The organism is Oceanispirochaeta sp., assembly GCF_027859075.1.
Lineage (GTDB): Bacteria > Spirochaetota > Spirochaetia > DSM-2461 > DSM-2461 > Oceanispirochaeta.
Genome location: NZ_JAQIBL010000028.1, coordinates 1 through 25,009, shown reverse-complemented (window position 1 = coordinate 25,009; position 25,009 = coordinate 1). Strand labels below are relative to the sequence as shown.

The following is a 25,009-nucleotide window of genomic DNA, read 5'->3' as shown; positions in this document are numbered from 1 at the left end:
CATGCTGTATCAGAGGGAATTACCATATCTCCATCTAAGGAAAATTGAGCATAATATCCGGCTTTAGTTATAGTTGGATCAAGAGCATTCGTATCATAGGCAATCCATTCTTTTCTTATACTGCCGTCTTTGAAGACCACTTCCATGGTTTCTCTGGCCTTGCTGTTTTCTATCCATACATTATTGATTTTTTCAACAATAGCACCATCTTTCCATAAATCTGAGCTATATTTATCCCACAAGTAATAGACTTCCTGATAATAATCGATAAGGTCGTCTTTTTGGGGATATTCGGTTCTTGAAGAGACTTTGTACACTTCTTCGGTGGCATCAGCAGTTGTGACAGTAATATAAGTGACCTGTCCTTGCTCGGGATAGTTCTGGACTTTTAATCCATCAGTACCCATAGCAATAACATTTGCATAAGTATAGTCACTATACTTGTCCCACCAGGCAGGAGCTGTTGTACGGCTCACACCCTCTTCGACGATCGCCGTCTCTTCCCCGGCCATCATATAATAACCGGCCAGAAGGTAGTCCGTTCCTTCTGTACTCTCTACGCTCGTATCGCAGCCCATGAAAAGCAGGGCAATTGCCATTGAAATTAATACTATTATTTTGTTCATCTAACACCTCCGTGTCCTGTAATACAATTTTTAAATGTTCTTATTTCTATATATGCTTTTTTTCAATAGAAATAATACTTCAATTATACATCTAAGACGGGAAGAAAACAAAATTCCTGCTTTTTAGCGGGATAATTTTAATTTTACAAGGTTAAATTCACGAATTTCACGGAGCTGACCCTTTGTTATGGCCGTATATATGATTCTATCCAGGTTTTTCAGGGAATAATTCAGAAAGAAACCAGAGAATATGGTTCCCACGATGGAACCGGCCAGCGAGGAGATTCCCGGAGTGATCAGACTACCGGCTTCACCAAACCAGGCAAGGCCTGCATTGATCAAAAAAAAGAGAGAAGTACTGATCAGAACAAAAGTGTACTGCTCTATGTAAAAAAGGAAGTTGATGATGCAGACAAACAGACCCAGTACCATAATGCCCAGAGCCGTGGGGATTATAATCCGGAGCTGTGCGCTCAGTGGGGGATAATTGACGGCAATGGCCAGGAAGAGCAGAGTAAACACAGCCTGGAAGCCGAACTGTTCCTTCAGAATCTGTCTGTTCGCTTTGACCAGAACGGCCTGGTTGGCCTGAATCACGTGATAAGGTTTCCGGGACAGGCTGTCCAGGAATTTCTTGAGAGTCATAAAAAATTCGGTTTCCGAGTAAATAACGAAAAAGACAAGCCCCGGGATCATCATCAGATTGGTTAAATATACAATGATATCATAGGAGGGGTAGAGCCTCATGGCTGTTTGTCCGATATCATCCCCTCTTTTCAACCAGTAGATGAATTTGTCCGACCACAAGGCACCATAATAGACAAAACCTGTGATAAACAAGGCTTTGTAGCGCCTTGTATATTGTATGAAATCTCCCTTGCGGCTGACTTTTTCCCATCCCATATCCTGACTCAGGTAAATCAATACAATAATGAAAAGGATCACCTGACCCAGAGCATAGGCCAGCAGAAGAGCCTCGCTGCCAATAAGAATCATGCTTATTTTCATCAGGAGAAGAGATCCTCCCATGCCGAGGATATATCCGAAGAGCAGCTGGTTGAATTTTTTCATGGCCGATGCGGTGAGCATTAAAATCCATATATGATTGATAGTCACAAAAAGGAGGATAAACCCGGCTTTGTGAAGGATGGAGATATCTGTAAAAAATAAGTGGACTAGAAAAAATGCCAGGGGGATCAGGATCAGACTGGATCGGAGCATATAGTTGACAGTGTAGGCAAAGGCTTTACCGCTCTCATTCCGATACAGATAGTCCGACTGTATTCTGGTGAAAATGTAATGAAATCCTCCGTTCAATACCAGTGAAAGAGAGTAGGTGTAGACGGTGGAGGCGGTAAAAAGCTCCCGGAACTCGACGGGTATTCCCATGACGGGCTGCTGAAAAATTAAAATGGTGAGAATGGAGATCAACCAGGGACCGGCTACAATCATGACTCCTGACAATGAGGCCTGGAATATACCACGGGCATTCCCGAGAGAGGCTACTTTTCTTAATTCGAATCCTATACCAGCCATCTTTTACTCTTTTATCTCCCCTTCTGCCAATTCTTTATACATCTCGCGATAACGTCGATGGAGGTCCTTGATATCATAAAAATTGAGAACTTTCTGATAATTTTTAATGCGCAGTTTTTCTACTTCACCAGGATTATTATAAAGGATCATGATTCCTTCGGCTATTTTACTGCTGTCTTTTGAGGGTGCAAGAAACCGTTCATCAAAGCTCAACAGTTCCGGTACATTTCCTACGATGGTAGACACCGCAGGAACTCCGGCGCAGTAGCCTTCCAGAAAGACCAGAGGCTGAGCTTCCCGAACACTGGTCAGAAGGAGTACATCCAGGAATTTATAGTAGTCTCTGACATCCTGGCGTCCCGTAAACTCAAAGACATCCTTGAGTTTCAGGTTTTCTACCAGGAGTTTACAGTCTTCATAGTATCCTTCGTCTTCATCGGTGGGACCAATACAGTAAAAACGGGCTTCCGGAACCCTCTCTGCCACAATTTTACAGGTGGATATAAAGGTTTTGATGTCTTTAATGGGTACCACCCGGCCCACCAGTCCCACATGATAACCGGGTTTCGGCTCTCTCTTTATGGTAAATCGTTCTACATCGATGCCGTTGGGAATCACTTCTGTGCGTTCCGGCGGGGCACCCAATTCAAGTTGTTTCTGTCTGTTCTCTTCAAACAAGGCGGTAATATGGTCTGCCTGGCTGTAACAGATCCTGCTGATCTTGTTGTACACTTTGATCCACATATCCCTCTGGTAACCACGGACAAAGGAGGTCTTCCGAATCTCCATTTCTCTTTCTTTATGATAGAGCCCGTGTTCGGTCAGGAGAAAAGGCTTGGAGTGGCGGAACCGGGCAGCCAGGGCGGCAAGACCTGCAAAACCGGTAGAGACGGCATGGTAAATATCCGCTTTCGGCGCCTCGGCACCCAGAACACTGAATAGCATGTCATGGGAAGATTTCCAGGCCCAGTAATAGTCAGAGAAGGGGTAGAGGGGGTTGTTTTTTCTGTTTCCCCGGGCAATCATTTTCCATCCAATCCGGGATTTGACGGCCAGGTGATATAAGAATGTCTTCTCCGGGATCAGTCCTATCATCTTTTTGGTATCAGGGGGGTTATTGGCTTCCATCATCTGATGATATTTCCAGACTTCCTTCATGAGGCGGACCTTTTTCCGGGGCGTTTTTAAGGCTGTTCCCGGAGGGGCTCCTAAAAGGATATCCCGGCTTTCGATCACATTGAGAGGCAGTTTATACCGCAGAGGCTGGTTTGCCTCGGGTGAGATTGTAAAAAGTTTAAAATCAAGCTCCGGAAGGTTTACAATCAAATCATGAACCCAGGCGGAAACTCCTCCGGTGATATAGGGGTAGGAGCCTTCCAGTACAATACAGACACACAGCCGTTTTTCACTCATGTGTACTATCCCAGAATGCAAGAATTTCAATCTCTTCAGCAGATTGGTCAGAGTCATTTCTGATACTCTCTAGAATCTGACGGATTTTGTTCACATCCTTTTTCTGAAAGGCAATCTCCAGTTTCAGGACTCTACTCTCTTTATGATCAGGGAGGATCTGTTCCGCCTGTTCATAGAGTTTGAGGTGCAGGAGTATCCTGACCAGAAGCAGTCTGTTCTCAGGAGTGGCAATGTCTTCATTTTCAAGGCCGCCCAGCATCAGATAGGCTTCCTTCATGTAAAAATTACAAAGAGAGCTCTCATCTTTATTCAGGAGTGCCATGTGATAATACACTTCTGCAGCCTTGGCTCGATCCAGGGGGGAATTGTCATCTTCAATCTGTTCCTTCAGTTTCATAAGAGGGCTGTTGTACTCTTTTTCAAGAGCATTCAGGCTTTCGGCGGCAAACAGAGCGATTTCCTTGTCTTCATCTCTGGCTATTTCACTGAGAACCGTTTTCAGTATCAGATTTGTTTCAAGGTCCCGGTTTCTTCTGGATAACAGCCATTCAATCTCATCAAGATTATAAGGCTTCATCAGGATAGGGTTTAGTGCTGTTGATTTATATATGAATGCTTCAATAGGGAGAATGTCTTCTTCTACAGCCTGGAGGGCTGCACTGGGTGTTCTGGGAATAAAGAGGGAATTCATTTTAAGGATATACGAGTATGAGTCCTTCAGGCTCATATTTTTTGAATTTCCAGAAGGTATTCGGCTCTTTTAATCAGTTCATCCGGATCTACCTTCTCATTGGTTCCGCTGGAGGAATATCCCAAACTCATATCGATGGAGATGCTATGACCCCCCAGTTTCCATTTTTTGCTGTTTATGAATTCCAGGCATTTCAGGCAGTATAATGAGCAGCCGTCATAATCGAGGTGAGGAATGAACAGGGCCATCATAGCGTCCTGGCGGTAGTGAAACAGTTCCGGACTGTTGCTGTTGAGATCTGCCAGTTCCTTCAGAAGTTCCGCCTGGAGCTTAAGGATTTTTTCATTTCCATATTCATTCGAGAGCTCTGCAAATTCATGGAACTCAAGTAGGATCAGACTGGAGGAGTTATAGGTTCCTGATTCGTCATATCGATTTTTGTCCAGGATTCTGTACAGCTGAGTGAATTGGGGCAGACCTGTTGTCTCATGCTGCTCTTCCCCCATAAGAAGATTTTCAAACTCAAGAGCTTTATTCAGTGCCGGCTGCGCCAGACTGATGATAATCTGGATGAGATTTTCGGTATACTCGCTATATTTTATAAAGGGGAGAGAATCAATGTTGATGACTCCCCATATTTTGTTATCAAGAACCACGGGGCAGCATATTATGGACTCCTGGGTATTCAGTATCTTTAGATTGTCATAATCCAGGGTCATTCTCATTGAAAAAAGCTGATTGTTTCGGAACACCCAACCTTCAATGGTGTCCTGAAGATCCAGAATTTCCCGATTTATATCGTTTTGATCAACACCCTTCCTCATTCTGAGTCTCAGTTTATTCGTTGAAGGATCAAAGACCCAAATAGAAAGGGTTTCGGCATCTGTGAAGTGAATCAGAGTCTCCAGCAACTTGGAAATGCTCATGTTGGTCTCCAGGCAGTCGATCTCTTTGATCCTTTCATACAGCAGGTTCAATGATGATTTTTGACGGGTTACCCGCTCTTCCAGTTCTTTGATAATCTCCTGCTGTGCTCTGGATATGCCGGTCAGACGGGTGTTCTTGTTGGAAGCCTTTCGGTAACGGATCATAATTTTATTCAGACGGTTCTCCCTGAGGGTTCGGAGGGCCCCTCCCATATAGATCAGGAGAGCACCCAGGCTCAGAACATTGAAGAGGGAAATAAAACTGCTGTTCATATGGTAAAAATACAGTCTTCCCAGTGTGTAAATGAGAACAGAAGTGGCTATAGTGATCAGACCGGCAAGACGTCCATGCCAGAAGGAGATGTAAAGAGATACAGTCAGAATAAGCAGCAAGCCGGAGGATATTCCAAAATCAAGTATGGGAAATACTGACAAACAACCGATAATTGTTGCTATAATCAGAGTTTCCGGCAGGGAATTTCTATTTTTTAAGTGCATATTAATCTATATATTATACTGTAAGTTATCCAGGAGTTAAAGTTATTATGGAAGTTCTTTCTTTCAAAAGCATATTTCGTCACTTTTTTTTATCTCTTCTGATTCTGTTTGTCTCTGGTTTTGTTTTTTCCCAGGAAACTCCCACGGGAGGCGATGCTCCCCTGGAAGAGGGGGTGTTGCCTTCGGTTGGGACCAAAATCAATCCTGTATTTCCAGAAACTGAGGAAGGACTTATCTATATAGAAGGTGAATCTGCTGTTTCTACAAACTTTGCTGCGGCTCCTGTATATAATTACGGAGCTTCTGCTTACAAATCACTCCAGTTGATTCAGCAGAATGCCCCCTATGGCGGTCAGGCATATTTTGCTGAATATGCCTTTTATGTAGAGGATGAGGGAGATTATGATTTCTGGTACGGCGGAACTCCTCCGGGACCCAGTGATTCGGTTTTTCCCTCCTATGCCAGTCCTTTCCGATATGTTCTTGACGGGGCAGATCCGGTTCAGGTCTACAGGGAAGATCTTGCTGTCAATGTGGCTTATACTCCCTCCTATTACTGGATGTCCGTGGAAACAATTCATCTCTCCGAGGGGGTTCACCGTATCCGTTTTGAAGTTCCCGAAAAACGGCGCTTTGACGGGCAGTATTACTTCTTTCTGGACGCCTTTTTCTTCCTCAGGCAGGACCGGATGGAAGATGAACTGGTCCTGGTTCCCCCGGTATTTCCTAAAAACAGGACCGATCGTTCCTTAAATAAACCTTTTCAGTCCATCTCTTTTTATGAAAAAACAATACAGGAGAATCCCGGGAACAAGGATGCCTATATTGTTTTATCCATGATTTATTCCCTCCTGGGAGACTACATAAATGCCATCAAGAATCTGAATAAAGCAGCCAGTCTTGATCCCGAAGATCCCTATATCCTGCTCCTGACGGCTAAAAACAGAATCTGGAATGGAGAGGTTAGCGAAGGTTTGACCATGTACCGCCAGCTTTTAACCTTGGCTCCCGACAATGTCTCCTACTGGACAGAAGCTGGAAAGGTTGCCGCCTGGACCGGGAAGTACAGGGATTCCATTGAATTTTTTTCCCAGGGGCTGAAGCAGTTCCCCGATGATCTGAACCTGAAGGTCAATCTGGGGCTGACCTATCTCTGGATGTCCCGCCAGGACGATGCGGAAACCCTGTTCAAAGAGGCGGCGGACAGTACAATAGGTATGCATGATCGGGCTATGGAACTTGGCAGCATTCATAAGGTCAATGGTTATCCCCAATATGCGGTCAATATATACACTAAAGAACTTATTGAGTCTCCCGAATATCTTGAAACCTACCTCTCACTGGAAGAATCATACAGAGTTCTGGGAGAGACAAATAAAGCCGATGAGATCATCAAGCGTGTGTATGATTCTTTTGAAGAGAGTCCGGCTCTGTCCACTTATATGAATGTGTATGAAGAAAAAAAATCGATGAAAGACGGAATCCTTCAGGATTATATAAATGCTCTGGTGGAGCAGCCTGACAATATTCCTCTAAGGCAGCAGCTGTCTCAGACCTATTTCTGGAATGGACTCAAAGAGGAAGCGGTGGATCATTCCATGCGTATTCTTATCAATAAACTGTATATCAGTATGAAGGAATTTGACACAAAGGCCTCGGATCTGCTCTCTCTTATTGACAGGACATCCCGGTATCAGGAGCTTTTTCTTCAGGCTGAAGAGGCCTATCTGACAGGCAGTAAGGATCTGGCCGCAGCAAAAAGCAATTATGACAAGGCTTTGGCTGGAGCCGCTAAGAAACCTGAAGATACGGCTCTCTCAGAAAAAGTGGAATTGGCAACACAGGCCTATGTCGAGGTCTTTGATTTGTACAGCCTCTGGTCCTACCGGATGGCAGGCCTGGGTGCAGATAAAATTGCCTTACAGGAAGAATGGGCAGACCTTCTGGCAACTGAAACAGCGGAGGAGGATGTCTTCAGGCAGCTTCTGGGCGAATCCAAGTGGTCCTGGGACAGGTTGTTTAATCTGAATGAACTGCGTCAGGTGCAGCGCACTGAGCCTTTTTTAGCCGGTTATGTTCTTTCACGACTGGCTTTGTTTGGTGGAAAACCTGTAGAAGCCGGCCGCTACCTGGAGTCAGATGTCTTTGACCAGGATTCCCCCTCCCGGTACGGCTTGTATCAGAGTCAGCTCTGGAGCCTCAATACTGAAAAACAGAAAGAAATGTGGGCTCAGGAGGCAGATACCCTGACTCTCTATCGACAGCACCTTTTTGACATGGAGGTCCGGGTATGGAAAGATGAGAGCAGATCAGGCTTTATGATTCCTCTTTCTGAAGAAACAGAAGCCCTCATCAATGAATTGTCCAGCCGTTCCAGAGAGATGAAAGCCGAAAAAGATGAGAATTACAGGCTTCTGGCAGAGATGCGTCAGGCACTGGATCAAAAACTGGTGCGGCAAATTTACTATTATGAACAGGAGACCTATCTCCTTCGCTACTCTTTGGGTGAGTATTACCTGGATATGGATAAGAATCTGAAAGCTACTCGTCAGTTTGAACGTGTTCTGGCCATGGATCCCTGGAATATCAGTGCCAATTATAAGCTGGGAATAGTCAGTCAGCGTTATGGTGACTGGTCCCGGGCCATGAGTCAGTACAAAAAAGTGTATTATCAGAATCCCCGCTATGAAAATGCTTCCTCCTATTACAATCAACTGGCCAGGGAGAACGCAGACTTTGTCTCGGTGAGTGCCCAGAATATTACAGATCCCTCCAGGATCAAGTACCTCGGGAACGCTCATTATCAAACCAATGTGAACACCTGGCTGGGATGGGGGCTGAACTATAATTTGACAATGGACAGGAAATACAGAGTGTTTGGTGAGGAAATTCCAAATCAATACAAACTGCACAGCCTTGTAGTGAATGTGCCGATAGCCTTTCCCAACTGGAATCTGGTTGTCACCCCGCTTGCCGGAATGTATATGTGGAATGATCTGTATGGTGTTATGGATGATTATGATTTCGGTACTTCCATTGTCACGCCCTCCGACACGATGGATACGATGAATGTGAAGCCACTTTTCGGTCTGAATGTGGGGTGGAAGAAGGATTTTCTGGATACGGGTGTTTCCTATCAGAATAAACTGGAAGAGGAATCTCTGTTTTCCGATAGAAATCTGACCAGAAGCCATCAAATGAGTGCTTTTGGCCAGACATATTTCCCTCTGGAAAATTACTACGACTGGGGGCCTGCTACAACCAGAACCTATGGCAAATTTGAGCTTCTGAATTATGTGAACGGCAGCTCCAGTCAGAGTTTCAGAGGTCAGATGTTGCAGGAAGGTTCCATCGGCTATGTGGTACACCGTAAACCTCTGGTTCGTCTGACCGCCAATGGTACTGTCAATTTTGAAAATGGAAGCGATAAGGATGTTATTGATTATTATCTCCCAAAGGGTGTGCTGGAAGCAAAGGGCGGATTGCGAGGGACAGTCAATTTTCATAATGACGACTATACGGAGGCTCTGGAAATCAGCCTGTTCGGTGCCGCCGGAGGCTATTGGACTGATATAATCAAGCAGGAAGATGAGAGCCAGTCCCAGCTCCTCAAAGTGGAAGGGATGTTCAGTCTTTATTATGTCAAAGAAACAATGACTCTCTTTTTCCTCATGAGCGGCAACAGCAGCTTTGATAATGCCGATCTGAGGTTCTGGGAGTTCGCGGCCACCATCGGCGCCCGGATCAGTGTTCCTTCGCTCCTGACTTATTAAGCTTGAAGTATAACCTTATAAAAAATACCGCCCCATCTGATAGAAGGGGCGGTATTTCTAGAGGCGGAATAGGCTTTTACATTGCTGGAAAAGTTGATCCTGTTTCATATCTATCATGAATTGATCCTGAAAATACTGCAGCTGATCCAGTTTTAATCCTGAATATTTCAGATAGGGATCAAGAGCCTTTTACATTTCATCGGTAAAACCGAATTCATGCAGAATGGTTGTCATGAGGTCTGCTATGGAAACAATAACAATCAGCTCTTTGTGGGGGGACTGAATATTGACATTGCCATGCTCTCCTGCTGTATCCGCAAACATACTCGGAAAGTTCCAGCTTTCCATGATCCTGCGGCCCACCTCCCTATGGTTCACACCGAATATTTCTGTTTCTTCACTGGAAGTTTTTTCTTCATTCACATTGATAAAGGCCATGATGGTATCATACGCATTCATTTGTGATTCATACAGACTCATCTGACCAATGTCATGAAGGAGCCCGGCTAGAAAGGCTTCTTCCCTGATCCTGGTAGAACCGGTCATATCGCAGAGTTTCTGAGCAATAAAAGCTGTAATCAGTGAGTGCTGCCAGAAATACTTATAAAAAGGAGATACAGGCTTCTTGCTGAACATATTCGATGCGGTAAGGAGCATGACCAAACTCTTAATGGCTTTGAAACCCAACAGGGAGATAGCCGTCTGGAGACGGGATATCTGCTGTTGTCTGGCATAGAGGGCCGAATTTGCCACCTTCAGAATTTTTGCAGTCAGTCCCGGATCCATGCTGATCAGACTTTCCAGTTCGTTAAAGGACACTTCATCCAGGTCCTCGGCAAAAGAAAGTACTTTTGTCGCCACATCCGGCATGACCGGAATATTTTTTAAAAATTTTTCAAATTTATCCATTATTACTATAATCGTTCCATTTTCATCAAGAATTGACTATTATTATTATGAAAAGAATTAATATTGAGGGGAATCTGATATGAATAAGCTGAAATGGGGAGTTTTAAGCACCGCGAATATAGGTCTTACAAAGGTTTTGCCGGCCATTCAAAAGTCTGAAAATGGGGTTGTCTATGCCATAGCATCCCGCAGTGAGCGCACAGCTAGTGATGCAGCCTCCCATTTGAGCATTCCAGTGAGCTATTCATCTTACCAGGAACTGCTGGATGATCCTGAGGTGGAAGCTATCTATAATCCACTACCCAACCATCTGCATGTCGAGTGGACCATCAAGGCTATGATGGCGGGAAAACATGTTTTGTGTGAAAAACCTCTGGCTTTGAAGCTTGAAGATATTAATAAACTGATAGAACTCCGGGACAAGACAGGATTAACTGTCAGTGAAGCTTTTATGGTGCGTTATCATCCACAGTGGCTGACCGCCAGGAAGGCCGTTCGAGAGGGAAACATCGGCTTGCTTCGGAATATTCAGGGTTTTTTCAGCTATTATAATGATGATAAGAATAATATAAGAAATATTAAAGAAGCCGGTGGCGGTGGTATTTGGGATATCGGATGTTATCCTGTGACTACATCCCGGTTTATATTTGATGAAGAGCCACTCCGTGTTGCCTCCATTCTGGAGTACGATCCTGAAACAGGAACTGACCGTATGAGCTCAGTCATGATGGAGTTTCCTTCAGGTCAGGCCTCCTTCAGTTGTTCTACCCAATTGTCTCCCTATCAGCGAATGCAGATCTTCGGAACCAAGGGCCGTCTTGAGGTGGAAATCCCTTTTAATGCCCCGGCAGACAAAGCCTGCCGGATTTTTCTGAGTAAAGGTGATTTTTACTTTGAGGACTATGAACTGATTGATTTCCCGGTTTGTGATCAATACACTCTGCAGGCGGAGTCATTTGTCAGAACCATCAGGGGAGAGCAGGATAACCATGTTCCTCTGGAGGATGCTTTAAGAAATATGAAGGTTCTGGAAGCTATTTTCAAGGCCGGGAAAAGCGGAAAGTGGGAAGACGTCTGCTGAAAAATAATGATTGATAATTCAATCTATAACAGAGTTAAGCCGATATTTGAATTAAAATATAGAATTAAGGTTTTCATTTGTGATTTCCTATTATTACAAAATATATTTCATGACCCTGGAGGTTTGTTTCATGGTAAAGCATGTTGTTATGTGGACACTGAAGGATAAGGCAAAGGCCGCCGAATTAAAAATTGCAATAGAGTCGATGAAAGGAAAAATCAGCTCTCTTGTCGATGTGGAATGCGGTATCAACTTTAATACCGGAAAGGCTGACTGTGATCTCATTTTGATTTCTGTCCACAAGAGCCCCGAAGATCTTGATGTCTATCAGGCTGATCCTGTGCATAAAGAGATTGGTACAATAATCGGGTCATGCGTATCCTCCAGACATGCAGTAGATTTTGAGTATTAAGCATTATTCTATGAATATTTTATTTAACGGGATCGATTTATGACTAGTATTATGAAAAAGATCCTTCAGATAGATAAGGACCTGAATAAAATTCAGGATCTGGATATTCTGCTGGAGCGAATTCTCTATTATGCGCGTGATGCCGTGTCGGCTGATGCCGGTTCCATCTACATCAGAGATGGGCAGGAGCTTGAGATCAAATACGCTCAGAATGACAGCTTGCAGCAGCAACTTGCAGAAGGTCAGAAATTGAATTTTTCCATTTTCAGAATTCCTGTTAATGAAAAAACAATATCAGGATATGTGGCAGCCAAAAGTACTCACCTGAACATCAAGGACATGTATAATATATCTGCAGACAGACCTTATAGTTTCAATACACATTATGACCAGACTTCCGGTTACAAAACTGTATCATCATTAACTTTCCCCTTGATAACAAATCAGGGGGAAGTTCTGGGAGTTCTGCAGCTCCTTAACGCCAAGAGTCCCAAGGGGAATATTGTCAGTTTTAAAAAGACTGACGAGCCCTTTGTGCTCCATTTTGCCAGTACCGCCACTGTCGCCCTTCAACGGGCCCGTATGACCCGTACTCTGCTGCTCAGGATGACCAAAATGGCTGAGCTCAGAGACCCCAAGGAAACTGGAGCTCATGTAAACAGAGTTGGTTCTTATGCCTGTGAAATCTATGAGGCTTGGGCTCATAAACAGCATATTCCTGAAGATACCCTTCAGAAACAGAAAGATACACTGAGGATGGCTGCCATGCTCCACGATGTGGGAAAGGTGGGCATCTCCGATCTGATTCTTAAAAAACCGGGACGTTTCAACGCTGATGAATATGAAATAATGAAATCCCATACCTATGTGGGGGCTCGTCTATTTGCCGATGAGGAATCGGATCTGGATAGCATTGCCAAAGATATTGCCATCAGTCACCATGAAAACTGGGACGGAAGCGGATACCCCGGTAAGATAGAATGGGAAAATGCCAAGCCCGATGAAATCCTGCCATCGGGAGTCGGTCTCGTCAAAGAAGAGATTCCCCTGTATGCCCGGATTGTGTCTTTAGCAGATGTTTTTGATGCTCTGAGTTGCCAGAGGGTTTATAAAGAAGCCTGGACTGAAGAAAATGTTATGGAAGAAATTAAAAAGTGCAGCGGTAGCAAGTTTGATCCACAACTGGTGGATATCTTTTTTGAAATCCTCCCTGTGTTGAAACAGGTACAGCAGAAATATCCAGACAATCATTGATGAATGACTGCAGGATTCTGATGGCTCCCCTTGAGGGGGTCACCGACAGAACCTACCGCAGCTGTTTTTACGATCATTTCCCCGGTCTTACTGCCTCTCTCACTCCCTTTTTGCCCATTCCGGACAGAGTCAAGCGTGTTCCTCTGAGTAATTTAAATGGCGTATGCCTTCCCGGAGAATCTCCAGTCCCTGAAATACCACAGCTCCTCGTTTCGGAATCCGAAGCCTTTCTTGTGGCCTTGGAAGCTCTTAGAAGAAAGGGGTTTAAGGAAGTGAACTGGAACATGGGATGCCCCAGCAAGGGAGTGATCAGAAAAGGGAAGGGCTCCGGATTAATGCCCCAAACCTCGCATATCCTGAATGTTTTGGATGAGATCATTCCCCGGACAGATCTGAAGATTTCTGTGAAACTCAGGATGGGGCTGCATGATTCGGATGAGTTATTTCGTTTGTTACCGATCCTTAAACGATATCCCCTGAGTCGATTGATCCTCCATCCACGCCTGGGAACTCAAATGTACAGCGGCTCTGTTGATCTGGAAGGCTTTGAAAAAGCACAGGATCTCTATGGCAAAGCAATATGCTATAACGGAGATATTAATTCTATTCAGGATTATTTTGGACTGAAAAATAGGTTACCCCTGGTGGAAGAGTGGATGATAGGGCGTGGGCTTCTTGCAAACCCTTTCCTTTTGGAAGACATTCTGAATACTCCCAACTCCCTGGAAAGTGAAGGGTCTCTAGAAGGGCAAGATCCCTTCAAGAGACAGGAGTTTTATGTTTTTCTCGATGACCTGCTCTTCAGGATGAAAGAATCTTTTACAAAAAAACATGCCCTGTGGAACTATATGAAGGGGATTCTCAACTATACCTTCTCATTACCGGGAGTCTCTGAAGAAAGTCGTCGTGAATTGTTCAGTATTAAAGATGAAAGGGATTGGAATCTCTTAAAAGAGAAACTCTATAACCAATGTCAGGATCAATAAACAGGAGCTATGCCAGCCTGATAGAGCACACCGCAAACCCAAAACATGGTATGTTTTGTCTTCATCAGCAGGATATGGCTTTCTTCTGCAAGTCGGATCATATTCTGTGGGATTTCTTTACCCCGGACAAAGATGATACAGCTGATATCTGCCATTTCTGCTGTTCTTATAGCTTGCACATTAGCTAGACCGGTTATGAGTATGGCGTTATCGGCCTCGTTGGTTAATACATCACTCATGAGGTCTGAACTAAAGGCACTCTTGATTTCACGTGAATCGATTTCACCACAAATCAGTTCTGCTTCGGTCCGTCTCTTTATTTCGTCTATTTTCATTGCTGCTCCTGATAAGATATTATTTTATAGACTTATCAGAAAGGTTTCAATGAGAAATAATAGTTTCACTCCAGGAGATTCATTTAAAAAGTTTTTTAACGGGATGAATAAGAGGATGGAAATCTACAAATATGTAGGAAAATGGCTTTTTTAACACTAAACCTTGATCATTGAAACAAGATACGCTAATGTTTTTATATTATATAGAAATAATTCTTTCTTTATTCATTCAAAGTTTTGTTTTATAAATTCTGTATAACAAAATTGGCAGACTGTCTTTTGAATTATCTGTTCAAAATCTGAATAGTCTTTGCCATCAGTTACACTGTATTGGGATTGAGTCCCGTATTATATATTTTTGATAATAATCTACTCTAAATCGGCATTTCTATTCTTTTTTGAATGCTAAATACTCCGGTTTTCAGTGATTTTGTCATGTTTAAATCGGATTCATGTCTTAGTTGACATAATTATTATATACAATTTTTCTTGGAGGAATAATGAAAAAAATTATAACACTTTCTATTTTATTTTTGGTCAGTGCTGCCCTGGTATTTGCCGGTGGACAGGGAGATGCATCTTCAGCACCTCAGAGAACTTTCGTAACCATAGGTACTGGTGGAATTACAGGGGTTTACTACCCCACTGGTGGTGCTATCAGCAAAATGGTTAATCAGAAATACGATGTTTACGGTATAAAAGCCACAGTTGAATCAACGGCTGGTTCTGTATTCAATGTAAATGCCATCCTTCAGGGAGACCTGGAATTTGGTATCGTCCAGTCTGACAGACAGTATCAGGCCTATAATGGAACTGCCGACTGGGAAGAGGCGGGACCACAGGAAAAACTGAGGGCTGTGTTTTCCATACATCCCGAATCTGTTACCCTTCTGGCCGCGGATGATTCTGGAATTAACACCTTTGAAGACATCAAAGGCAAGATCATCAACATCGGTAATCCCGGTTCCGGTCAGAGAGGAAATGCCATAGACGTCATGGAATCTCTTGGCATCAACTGGGAAACTGACATCAAGGCTGAAGGCCTGAAAGCTTCTGAATCTGCTAAAATGCTGCAAGACGGTAGAATTGATGCCTACTTCTACACAGTAGGGCACCCTAACGGTTCTTTTAAGGAAGCAACATCAGGTGCAAGAAAAGCCCACTTTGTTCCTATTACAGGAATCGACGGACTGCTGGCAAAATACCCCTACTATGCGGCTTCTATTATCCCTGTAAGTGAGTATCCCAATGCCACAAATACTGCAGATGTGGATACTTTTGGTGTGAAAGCAACTCTTTGTTCATCTTCAGATGTACCGGTAGATGTCGTTTATGCCATCACCAAAGAAGTTTTTGAAAACCTGGATACTTTTAAGGGTCTTCATCCTGCTTTTGCTATTCTTACAGCAAAGAACATGCTGACTGGTCTTTCTGCCCCCATCCATGAAGGTGCTATGAAATATTTCAAAGAAGCTGGTCTGAAATAATCGTTATATCCAGAATCAGATTCATTCCGGTAAGCCGGAGTGAAATATTTTCTGGTTTTTTTGCCCCGATAGTTTCTATCGGGGTAGATCTTTGCTTCCGGGCAGGGATTTTTTTTATTAAGGAGCCTTTTGTACAATGTTAAAAGAACTTGAAAGTCAGTCTAGTGATGCAGATCTGGAGAAGGCTCAAAGAATTGCAGATGAAGCAGAAGGGGGAACCCGCAATATTGAAAGTGGCATCAGCCGCTGGGTTATTCCTGTTATAGCCGCTTCATGGTCAATTTTCCAGTTGGCCATCTCATCCTTTATCCTGATGGAAAGCACACTGGTTCGAGCCATACACCTGGCCTTTGCCATCAGTCTTGTTTTTCTTAGCCATCCTGTGTTTAAAAAACCTAAGAAAAGCCGTTTTCTCAATTACTTTGCCAAAACCGACCGCTTTACCGCGGTTGATATTAGTGTAGCCCTGGTCGCCACTTTACTGGCCCTCTATATTGCCATTGATTATGTCGGGATCAGTGGACGTCAGGGAATTCCTCTTAACCGGGATATATTCTTTGGATTTGTTCTTGTTCTTATGCTCCTCGAAGCTGCAAGACGTTCACTGGGGCCAGCTCTTCCCATTGTGGCTACGGTCTTTATTCTATACAGTTTTTTCGGACCCTATATGCCTTCTGTACTGGCTTTTAAAGGCGTCTCTATTCAGAGATTTATAGGCCAGATTACCTTGTCTACCGAAGGGATCTACGGAGTTCCCCTGGATGTATCGGCGACGATCGTCTTCCTTTTTGTCCTTTTCGGCGCCCTCCTGGACAAAGCCGGTGCGGGTAAATATTTTGTTGATCTGGCCTTCAGCCTTCTGGGACAATATAAGGGAGGACCTGCTAAGGCAGCTGTCCTGGCCAGCGGTCTTACCGGGATGGTTTCCGGATCAAGCATTGCCAATACTGTTACCACCGGTACCTTTACCATTCCCCTCATGAAGAGCGTCGGCTATCCCGCCCATAAAGCAGCCGCAGTAGAAGTCGCCTGCAGTACGAACGGACAACTCATGCCTCCCATTATGGGAGCCGCCGCTTTTATCATTGCTGAATATTGCAATATTGAATACATTGAAGTGATCAGAGCCGCCTTTATACCGGCAGTGGTTTCCTACATTGCCCTGATGTACATTACTCACCTGGAAGCCTCCAAGCTGGGCTTAAAAGGAGTCCCCAAGGCTGACCTTCCTCCCTTCTGGTCCACCTTTATCGCTGGAGTTCATTTTCTGATTCCTCTTATTTTTCTGATTGTAGAACTGGTGGCGTTTAGACATTCTCCCGCTCTGGCCGCTTTCCGTGCCATCCTGGCCCTGACCGCTCTGATTTATATTCAGAACATTTATCGTGCCAGAAAGAAGAAAGCATCTATAAAAAACGCCCTGAAACATGCCTCCTGGCAGATCCTTACATCTTTGGTTGCCGGTGGAAAAAACATGATGGGCATCGGTGTGGCTGTCGCCTCTGCAGGAATCATTGTCGGTGTGGTGACCCTCGGTCTGGGTGGTATCATCACGGAGGTCATCGAAGTCCTCTCGGGGGGTAATTTTCTATTAATCCTGATTATCACTGCCATTGCCAGTCTGATTCTGGGGATGGGACTGCCCACCACGGCTAACTACATCGTTATGGCCTCACTGACGGCACCTGTGATCCTGACTCTGGGTGCGAAGAATGGTATTGTCATCCCTCTGATCGCGGCTCACCTGTTTGTATTCTTCTTCGGAATCCTGGCAGATGATACGCCTCCTGTGGGACTGGCAGCCTTTGCTGCCGCCGCCATTGCCAAATCAGACCCCATTAAGACGGGAATTCAGGGATTCACCTACGATATCAGAACGGCTATCCTGCCCTTTATGTTTATCTTTAATACAGAACTCCTTCTTATTGGAGTGGACTCTGTCTTCTATGGAATCTGGATCTTTGCTTCCGCTCTGATCGCCATGTTTGCCTTTGCAGCATTAACACAGAATTACTTTTTTACTAAAAACAAATGGTTTGAAGCCATTTTACTGGGATTGGCAGCCCTGACTCTTTTGCGCCCCACACTTGTGGGTGGATGGATAGGTATGGCAACGGCTCCCAAGTCGCTGATCATGGTTTTCGGGATTACAATTGTCAGCCTTGTCTATGGGTATCAGCGTCTGAGAAAGCGTAAAATAACAGCCTGATTTTTGCTCTTTGTATTTTATTTCCCGGGTTAAACAGCCCGGGATTTTGTTTATTCAATATCATAATTGGGATCAATATTTCAATTCTTGTTATATAAAAGAATCAGCAGTATAATTTATAAAAAGCAACAGGTTATACAAAAAAAGAATTTCATGAGGTGTGGTTATGAAACGTCTTTTCTTTTGTTCTGTTCTTTGGATGTCCATTAGTACTGCTTTGTTCTGCCAGTCTAAAGATTTATTATCTTTCAATGCTGTTCCCTTCGGAACAGTCCCCATGGGTTCTAGTTCGGATTTATTCAAATTCGGATACGGAATGGAAGTTGATGTTTCCTTCATCCCTGCATTTCTCAACCATTTCGGAATGGGAATCAGTGGAGAGTATTTTCTCCTGCCCATCCAAAGTTCGGATTCCATCTGGGTTTTATCAGGTAGAGCCGGACCAGTCTTCCGAATGCCTTTAGGTGATAAACTTATAATTTATGCCAATGCACAAGCTGGCTATTATTATTTTGATTCCCTTGGATGGGATAATGCCGGGAATAACGGCGGCAGTCTGACATATAGTGGAGCTGCTGGAGGGGCAATGAATATTACAGGTCCATTTTCCATGGGCCTGGGTGTATCTTATGGTTATTACGATAAACTCTATAATGGATTGGGAATCTCTCTCTATGCTCGCCTGGATTTTGATATGGAACCGAGAGAACGGGCTATCAGGGATTTCTCTTCAGATAGTAATCAGAAAATAGATCCTATGAATGAAAAAGGGAAGGGTGTGGAACTTCGGGATATGGAGCTGATCACTCTTTTTCCTGTGCTCTATAAATACTATGACAGCAATCCTGTTGGAACAGTGAGGGTCGTCAATTTTGAAAAACAGGATGCAGAGGATATAACCATCAAGTTTTATGTGGAACGATACATGGATAATCCCATGGGGGTTACAGAAAAGTTTACATTGGGACCTGGTGAGGAACGGACTATTGCACTCAATGGTTTATTTACCGAGGATATGATGGATATCACAGAGGGAACTAAAGCTTCCGCGAAGGTAAGTATCTCCTATATCATGGCAGAAAAAGAAAAATCCAAAGAATATAATCCAGTACTGGAAGTCAATAACCGGAATGCCCTTACATGGGATGACGATCGGAAGATTGCTTCTTTCATTACAGCCAAAGACCCGGAGATCCTTGGTTTTTCCAAAAAGGTCACAAACTGGATGCAGGAATTCGAGAATCCCGCAGTGGATGAAAACCTGCAGAAAGGTATGATTCTCTTCGAATCTGTCAAATCTTACGGTGTCCGCTATGAAGTTGATCCGACCACACCCTATGCCAGTCTTGCCGGACAGACAAGCATTGTTGATTTTATACAGTTCCCTCGGCAGACTCTTGGATATACGACAGGAGATTGTGATGACTTGACGGCTCTCTATTCGTCTATGCTTGAATCTGTGGGAGTGGATACCGGTATCATCACCATCCCCGGCCATATTTATATGGCTTTTGCATTAAAAGGCTCTGAAGAAGAAGTACGCAATAAGTTTAGTCGCACTGATGAATTCATCTTCAGTGAAAACAGAGTCTGGGTGCCTGTTGAAATTACAATGTTTCAGGATACCTTTCATGAAGCCTGGCAGATTGGAGCCAAAGAATGGCGGGAAAATATTTCCAAAGAGCAGGCCATGTTTTATCCCACACAGGAATCCTGGCGGCACTATCAAGCCGTTGGATTTAAAGAGAGTTCCGGAGGAATCGAAATGCCCAGCCGGAATGATGTGACAGCTGAGTTTGTCAAAACCATCAGCCGCTTTGTGGAACAGGAAATCTATCCCCAGGAATCAGCCATACTGGAAAAGATGGCTGACAGCAACAATAAACATATTTACCAGAATAAGCTCGCGGTTCTATATGCACGCTATGGTCTGTACGACAAAGCAATTCAAACATTTGATTCCATCAATCGGTCACGGGTTTATATCCCATCTCTTATCAACACAGGGAACATATATTTCATTCAGAATAATTTTGAAAAATCTCTCATCTGGTATGAAAAAGTATTATCCACTGATAGCAGGAATAAAAAAGCACTCCTGGGGTCCGCCCGCTGTAATCATGAGTTGGAGAATTACGGTACAGTCAAAAAGGCTTATCAGGAACTCAAGTCAATTGATTCCGAACTGGCTCAGCGTTTTGCTTATCTGGACTTGCGGGGAGATGAAGGACAACGGGCTGCTGATGCAACAGGACTTAGAGATGTTGTTTTATGGGAGGAAGAGGAATGAAAAAGTTTATATTTTTAATAATATCATTCTGTCTGATATTCCCTTTTATGGCTTGTCAGATTGACTCGGATTATCTGGATGAGATAAAGGCCAAAATTGATACTGATGATAATCCTCCTGAAGAAGAGACTCCATCTGAAGAACCTCCATCTGAAGAACCTCCATCTGATGAAACGCTTCCTGATTATGGTTTTGATGTTACTCTTGAGATAACACATGCAGGCGGAGGAGAAATCTTTCTTTCCTGGATTGAACCAGCTGATAGTGCCTATGACCATGTTGAGATTACATGGAATCCTGATGGAACTACCGGAACGAATGTCAGTAAAGGGACTACATCCTATACTATTACCGGATTAACACAATTTATTGAATATACGATTACTGCCAAAGCAGTATCCAACAGTGGAGTTAAGTCAAATGGTGATAGTATCTTTATTTACCTGCCACTGACCCCAATAGATATTTATTGCATATCAACAGTATCTGAAATAATAGCCATCAACACGGATACAACAACTTTAAGCAGATCATATATTCTTACAGAAGATGTAGATCTATCTCAAGCTGTTTGGACTCCTATAGGTTTTGGTTCTGATTTTACAGGTATATTCAATGGTAATTTACATAACATCATCAACCTCAATATAAGTAATCCCTCCATCAGTGGGCAAGGATTTTTTGCTGAAGTTTCTGGTAAGATTACCAACGTTAATCTAACCGGTATTCAAGTTTCCGGTTTGGATTATGTTGGCGGAATAGCCGCAAAAGTTCTTGCTGGAGGTCTTGTTAAAAACTGCAGTGTATCCGGTACTGTCTCAGGTCAGGAGTTTGTAGGAGGAATAATCGGAGAAATAATCGATGGTTCTATTTTGAATTGTCATTCATCTGTAACTGTATCAGGCCAGGCAGAAATCGGAGGTGTTGCAGGGTTTGTAAATAGCAGCAGCACTACATTATCTTCATCCAGTGGTCCTGTCGGTGGTACTGCAAGTACAGTCGGAGGTCTTATCGGTATTACTAATTTTGGAAGTACGGTTACAAGCTGTTATTCCACTTCTGCTGTATCTGGATCAATTTCGTTTTCTGGTGGTTTGATTGGTGTGAATTATGATACTGATGTAGAACAATGCTATGCTACTGGATCAATTAATGGTGGTAGTGGTACTGAAATCGGTGGTTTGATCGGCCATTGTGGTAGCGGATCTGTATCTAATTGTTATAGTACCGGGAATGTATCAGGAAGCAACATTTTAGGAGGTCTCATAGGAAACAACTTAGTATCTGTTTCAAATTGTTATGCTGCTGGAGATGTTCCAACTTCTGTTGCAACTTGTGGAGGTTTGATCGGAGCCAGCACCGGGACTTATTCTGATTGTTTTTATGATAAGGATGTTTCTGGTCATGTAACAGCTAGTCTGATTGGTGAAACAGCTCTGACGACTGCATAAATGAACACTCAGAGTTCATTTACAAACTGGGATTTCACAGGAGAAACAACAAACGGTTCCGAAGACATCTGGAGCATCAGCAGTACCATCAACAACGGCTATCCCTACCTCACAGGTATGGTCCCATAAAAAATATTGCGTTTATTGAACCTACCCCCGGGACTTGCGGGCTCTCGGTGAGTAGATTATAATACGACGATGTCATCTCAAAACAATTCAGACAAAAGATTCAGCCTCTATTACCGCAACGGATATGCCGTCCTGCGTGTTTATCCCCCCACATCACAGGAAAACAGGGTCTTTGCCGAAGAGGTGATGAACCGGATGAAAATCCTCGGTATTCCCATGGTACGGATGATGCAGCTGGATGAAATAATTGAGCGGGCCGATGGCAGCATTGAGAAGATTGTGGAATGGCCTGCGGGAGCTCATCTGTCCCCCTCCATGCAGCTTCGGGTCAGAGAAGACCGGATGAAAGCCGAAATCCTCATTGAGCCTCCCAAGATAGGGGGCGGGAAGGTGACGGAAGAACAGTTACACTACTTTCTGGAAGACCATAAAATTCTTCATGGGGTCCTTCAACCCGCCATTATAGAGTGTATCGAGAGGGGAATCTATAATGAGTGGATCGAAATAGCTCTGGGAACAGCCCCTGTGCATGGACAGGGGGGGAAAGTGAAATATCACTTCAGCAAGGCTCCGGGTAAACCCTTTCGGGAGCTGCCCTTTGGACGGATCGACCTCAGAGAACTGAATTTTATCCAATATAAAGAAGCCGGGGATCTTCTGGCTGAATTGGAAGAACCGATAGCCCCTCATGACGGTACGGATGTAACCGGAGAGATCATCAGTGCCTCCCCAGCCGGCGAAGGTGAAACCCTTAATGCGGGAGATCTGACTGAGATCAGAGAGGATAAAATTTATGCTCTTGAAAGCGGCAATGTCCGAATAGATAAGAATGCGGTTATTCTGGAGCCCGTCGTCACAGTCAATGATGTGGATTACAACACGGGAAACCTCGTTTTCCAGGGCTCTGTTATTGTGAAGGGTCATGTCGCCGACGGTTTCAGTATTATAGCTTCCGGTGATATCCAGATAGGGAAGAGTGTGGGCCGGGTTCACCTGGAAACAGGCCGGAATCTGCTCCTCCAGTCGGGTATCAACGGAGATAAGGAAGGGCATCTGGATGTGAAGGGTGATTTATATGCCCGTTTCATCGAAAGCAGTTTTGTACATGCTAAAGGTTCTGTTTTTGTTTCCGGAGCTCTTCTCAACAGCACGGTGAAGATAGGTGGAGATCTGATGATGGAAGGGGGACGCTGTGAAATTGTCGGCGGCCTTACTGTTGCAAAAGGCTGGGTGAAATGCCGGAAGATCGGCAGTCTCTATGAAGCCAAAACCAATGTGGTTGTGGGTGTGGAGCCGGAAGAGTTGGATGTTTTTTTCAAAATACTGAAAGACATACAGAGTCTGCGTGAAGATCAGGACCATATGGATAAACAGGTTCGTCATTTCAGTAAAATCTGCAAGACTCGCGAAGCAACAGAGCTTAATTTTCGTCAGAAAGATCAGGCCGAGGCTCAGGTCCTAGCCATATCAAAAAAGATTCATGAAAAATCAAAGGACCTGCAGATCATGAGAAAAGAATTGGTTCCTTCGGAAGAAAGCTTTGTTCTCGCTGAAGATATGATATATGTCGGTACCAAAGTCAGCTTTGGGCTTCTGGACTTTACACCGGAACAGAGGGGAGCCAGCAAGACAATACTTCAGACAAAAGACGGAAGCATCCGGGAAACCGGCTACAATCCGGCACAGATTCCCGAAGACATAAAAAAAGCACTCCCTGGCAATCCTTAATTCTTTAAAAATCGGATTTCCTTGCTTAAAATCCCAACAACGATAATGAATAGACCGGCAATTGTGGTCATGGCGATGGACTCTCCTAATACCAATGAAATCCAGAACAGGGACAGAAAGGGTGAGAGGTAGACCAGGTGACTGATCCGGGCTGGATGTTCGGCCTTTGCCAGTGCCAGTCCCCAGAACATAAAGGTTATTCCCATTTCAAAGAGTCCAACCCAGGCCGTCCAGAAAAGGATCGGCCCTGTCAATACAGGAAATCCGGGAGACAGGGTGGGCTTCAGCAGGTATAGGACAGGGAGAGCCAGAAAAAAATTCCAGAAGAGCCTGGTACTCTGAGAACCTGTTTGTCTCTTCCCCATGAGCCAGTAGAAGGCCCATAGGACAGAACTGAACAGGGCCAATATAATCCCCTTCAGACTCAATGCACCTAATGCGGTGGTTTGACCACCCCGGCTGATCAGAATGATGCCCCCCAGGCAGATCAACAGGGATAAACCGTCCCGGGGTTCAGGCTTCTTTTTTAAAATGGGTATGGAGAGAAGTACCAGCATCAGAGGCCAGGTGTAGTTGAGGGGCTGGGCGATTTGAGCCGGCAGAAGATCATAGCTGGCAAAAAGTACAAGATAGTAAGCGACAGGGTTGAGGAGTGCACCTGTCATATAGGATAAAAACTTCCCCGGTTTCAGGATAAATCCGGAAAACCCTTTGTTCTGCACGATAAGAATGATCGAAAGGATCAATACAGACCAGAAACAGGAAAGGAGAAGCAGGTCAAAAGGGCTGATCAGATCCAGAGATTTTTTAAAAGCTGTGGCCACGGTTGACCAGAGAACAACCGCCATTAGGGCGTATATGACAGCCTGCCTGTTCGTTTTCATTCTGAGTCGATCCGGGGGTTCTTAAGACTTTTCAGCTTCTGAAATACTTTTTCGAGGTGGCGCGCTTCTCTTTCTGACAAAGTGGCTCTTGCAAAAATATCCCGGAAGAATAAACGGGTCTTAAAGCGGTCGGGTTTGTTGTAATAACCAGATTCCTGAAGTGTGGATTCAACCGTATCTGCCAGTTTTTCTATGGTGGAGAGAGGAACTGGAGTTGCTAAACCGGTTTGTTCAGCCGATTGCCTGAAAAAAACATAGCATAGGAGCTGAACCGCATGAGAAAGATTCAAAGAGGGATTCTGCGGATTGCCGGGAATGGCGCAAGCCTCAGTGCAGGCAGATATTTCTTCATCTGTCAGGCCGTTTTTTTCGTTTCCGAATACGAGAGCTA

Annotated in this window: 20 protein-coding genes; 11 read left to right on the top strand and 9 right to left on the bottom strand. The window is 44.2% G+C overall.

Going from position 1 to position 25,009, the window contains the following annotated elements; translation table 11 throughout:
- The 5 genes from PF479_RS01870 to PF479_RS01850 form a co-directional block, all read right to left on the bottom strand.
- A partial coding sequence (locus PF479_RS01870) for a hypothetical protein (RefSeq protein ID WP_298001666.1) occupies window positions 1–626 on the bottom strand: 626 nt, incomplete at its 3' end.
- Window positions 627–749: 123 nt separating this feature from the next.
- Complete coding sequence (gene pelG, locus PF479_RS01865) at window positions 750–2,162, bottom strand: exopolysaccharide Pel transporter PelG (protein ID WP_298001664.1); 1,413 nt, start codon at window positions 2,160–2,162, stop codon at window positions 750–752.
- A 3-nt stretch (window positions 2,163–2,165) separates the two neighbouring features.
- The gene (gene pelF, locus PF479_RS01860) at window positions 2,166–3,575 is read right to left on the bottom strand and encodes a GT4 family glycosyltransferase PelF (protein ID WP_298001662.1); all 1,410 of its coding nucleotides are present in this window, start codon (window positions 3,573–3,575) and stop codon (window positions 2,166–2,168) included.
- Window positions 3,568–4,302, bottom strand: a complete 735-nt coding sequence (locus tag PF479_RS01855) for a hypothetical protein (RefSeq protein WP_298001661.1) — start codon at window positions 4,300–4,302, stop codon at window positions 3,568–3,570. Before PF479_RS01855 ends, pelF begins: the two co-directional genes overlap by 8 nt.
- Window positions 4,299–5,690: a GAF domain-containing protein gene (locus tag PF479_RS01850; RefSeq protein ID WP_298001659.1), complete on the bottom strand. Its 1,392-nt coding sequence runs from the start codon at window positions 5,688–5,690 to the stop codon at window positions 4,299–4,301. The genes PF479_RS01855 and PF479_RS01850 overlap by 4 nt, the downstream gene beginning before the upstream one ends.
- 47 nt (window positions 5,691–5,737) lie before the next feature.
- On the opposite strand from PF479_RS01850, the gene PF479_RS01845 reads away from it, so the two are divergent.
- Window positions 5,738–9,463 carry a hypothetical protein gene (locus PF479_RS01845; RefSeq protein ID WP_298001658.1) on the top strand — a complete coding sequence of 1,242 codons (3,726 nt, stop codon included), beginning with the start codon at window positions 5,738–5,740 and terminating at the stop codon, window positions 9,461–9,463.
- A 189-nt stretch (window positions 9,464–9,652) separates the two neighbouring features.
- Here PF479_RS01845 and PF479_RS01840 read toward each other — a convergent pair whose 3' ends face one another.
- Window positions 9,653–10,372: an HDOD domain-containing protein gene (locus PF479_RS01840; RefSeq protein WP_298001656.1), complete on the bottom strand. Its 720-nt coding sequence runs from the start codon at window positions 10,370–10,372 to the stop codon at window positions 9,653–9,655.
- A 79-nt stretch (window positions 10,373–10,451) separates the two neighbouring features.
- Between PF479_RS01840 and PF479_RS01835 the strand changes: the two genes are divergently transcribed.
- From PF479_RS01835 to PF479_RS01820, 4 genes are all read left to right on the top strand, one after another.
- Window positions 10,452–11,453 (top strand): Gfo/Idh/MocA family oxidoreductase, encoded by a 1,002-nt coding sequence (locus PF479_RS01835; RefSeq protein WP_298001654.1) that lies wholly within the window; start codon window positions 10,452–10,454, stop codon window positions 11,451–11,453.
- A 130-nt stretch (window positions 11,454–11,583) separates the two neighbouring features.
- Entirely contained in the window at window positions 11,584–11,865 is a 282-nt protein-coding gene (locus PF479_RS01830) for a Dabb family protein (RefSeq protein WP_298001653.1), read from the top strand.
- A 51-nt stretch (window positions 11,866–11,916) separates the two neighbouring features.
- Entirely contained in the window at window positions 11,917–13,119 is a 1,203-nt protein-coding gene (locus PF479_RS01825) for an HD domain-containing phosphohydrolase (RefSeq protein WP_298001651.1), read from the top strand.
- Window positions 13,120–13,139: 20 nt separating this feature from the next.
- Window positions 13,140–14,105, top strand: coding sequence for a tRNA-dihydrouridine synthase family protein (locus tag PF479_RS01820; protein ID WP_298001649.1), 966 nt, complete (start codon window positions 13,140–13,142; stop codon window positions 14,103–14,105).
- Here the strand turns inward: PF479_RS01820 and PF479_RS01815 are convergent.
- A complete protein-coding gene (locus tag PF479_RS01815) occupies window positions 14,099–14,440 on the bottom strand; it encodes a DRTGG domain-containing protein (protein WP_298001648.1) in 342 nt (113 codons plus the stop codon). The genes PF479_RS01820 and PF479_RS01815 overlap by 7 nt on opposite strands.
- 500 nt (window positions 14,441–14,940) lie before the next feature.
- Between PF479_RS01815 and PF479_RS01810 the strand changes: the two genes are divergently transcribed.
- The 6 genes from PF479_RS01810 to PF479_RS01785 all read left to right on the top strand — a co-directional run bounded on the left by PF479_RS01810 (window position 14,941) and on the right by PF479_RS01785 (window position 23,734).
- Entirely contained in the window at window positions 14,941–15,927 is a 987-nt protein-coding gene (locus tag PF479_RS01810) for a TAXI family TRAP transporter solute-binding subunit (RefSeq protein ID WP_298001646.1), read from the top strand.
- 136 nt (window positions 15,928–16,063) lie between these two features.
- Window positions 16,064–18,136, top strand: a complete 2,073-nt coding sequence (locus PF479_RS01805) for a TRAP transporter permease (protein ID WP_298001644.1) — start codon at window positions 16,064–16,066, stop codon at window positions 18,134–18,136.
- Window positions 18,137–18,302: 166 nt separating this feature from the next.
- Window positions 18,303–20,426, top strand: coding sequence for a hypothetical protein (locus PF479_RS01800; RefSeq protein ID WP_298001643.1), 2,124 nt, complete (start codon window positions 18,303–18,305; stop codon window positions 20,424–20,426).
- Window positions 20,423–21,877, top strand: a complete 1,455-nt coding sequence (locus tag PF479_RS01795) for a fibronectin type III domain-containing protein (protein ID WP_298001641.1) — start codon at window positions 20,423–20,425, stop codon at window positions 21,875–21,877. The genes PF479_RS01800 and PF479_RS01795 overlap by 4 nt, the downstream gene beginning before the upstream one ends.
- Window positions 21,878–22,006, top strand: a complete 129-nt coding sequence (locus PF479_RS01790; RefSeq protein WP_298001638.1) for a hypothetical protein — start codon at window positions 21,878–21,880, stop codon at window positions 22,004–22,006. It abuts the gene before it with no gap.
- A 69-nt stretch (window positions 22,007–22,075) separates the two neighbouring features.
- Window positions 22,076–23,734 (top strand): DUF342 domain-containing protein, encoded by a 1,659-nt coding sequence (locus tag PF479_RS01785; RefSeq protein WP_298001637.1) that lies wholly within the window; start codon window positions 22,076–22,078, stop codon window positions 23,732–23,734.
- On the opposite strand, the gene PF479_RS01780 is transcribed toward PF479_RS01785, so the two are convergent.
- Together PF479_RS01780 and PF479_RS01775 are read right to left on the bottom strand one after the other, a co-directional pair.
- Window positions 23,731–24,618 carry a DMT family transporter gene (locus PF479_RS01780; protein WP_298001635.1) on the bottom strand — a complete coding sequence of 296 codons (888 nt, stop codon included), beginning with the start codon at window positions 24,616–24,618 and terminating at the stop codon, window positions 23,731–23,733. The two genes, PF479_RS01785 and PF479_RS01780, sit on opposite strands and share 4 nt — an antisense overlap.
- A partial coding sequence (locus tag PF479_RS01775) for a TrmH family RNA methyltransferase (RefSeq protein WP_298001633.1) occupies window positions 24,615–25,009 on the bottom strand: 395 nt, incomplete at its 5' end. The genes PF479_RS01780 and PF479_RS01775, both read right to left, overlap by 4 nt.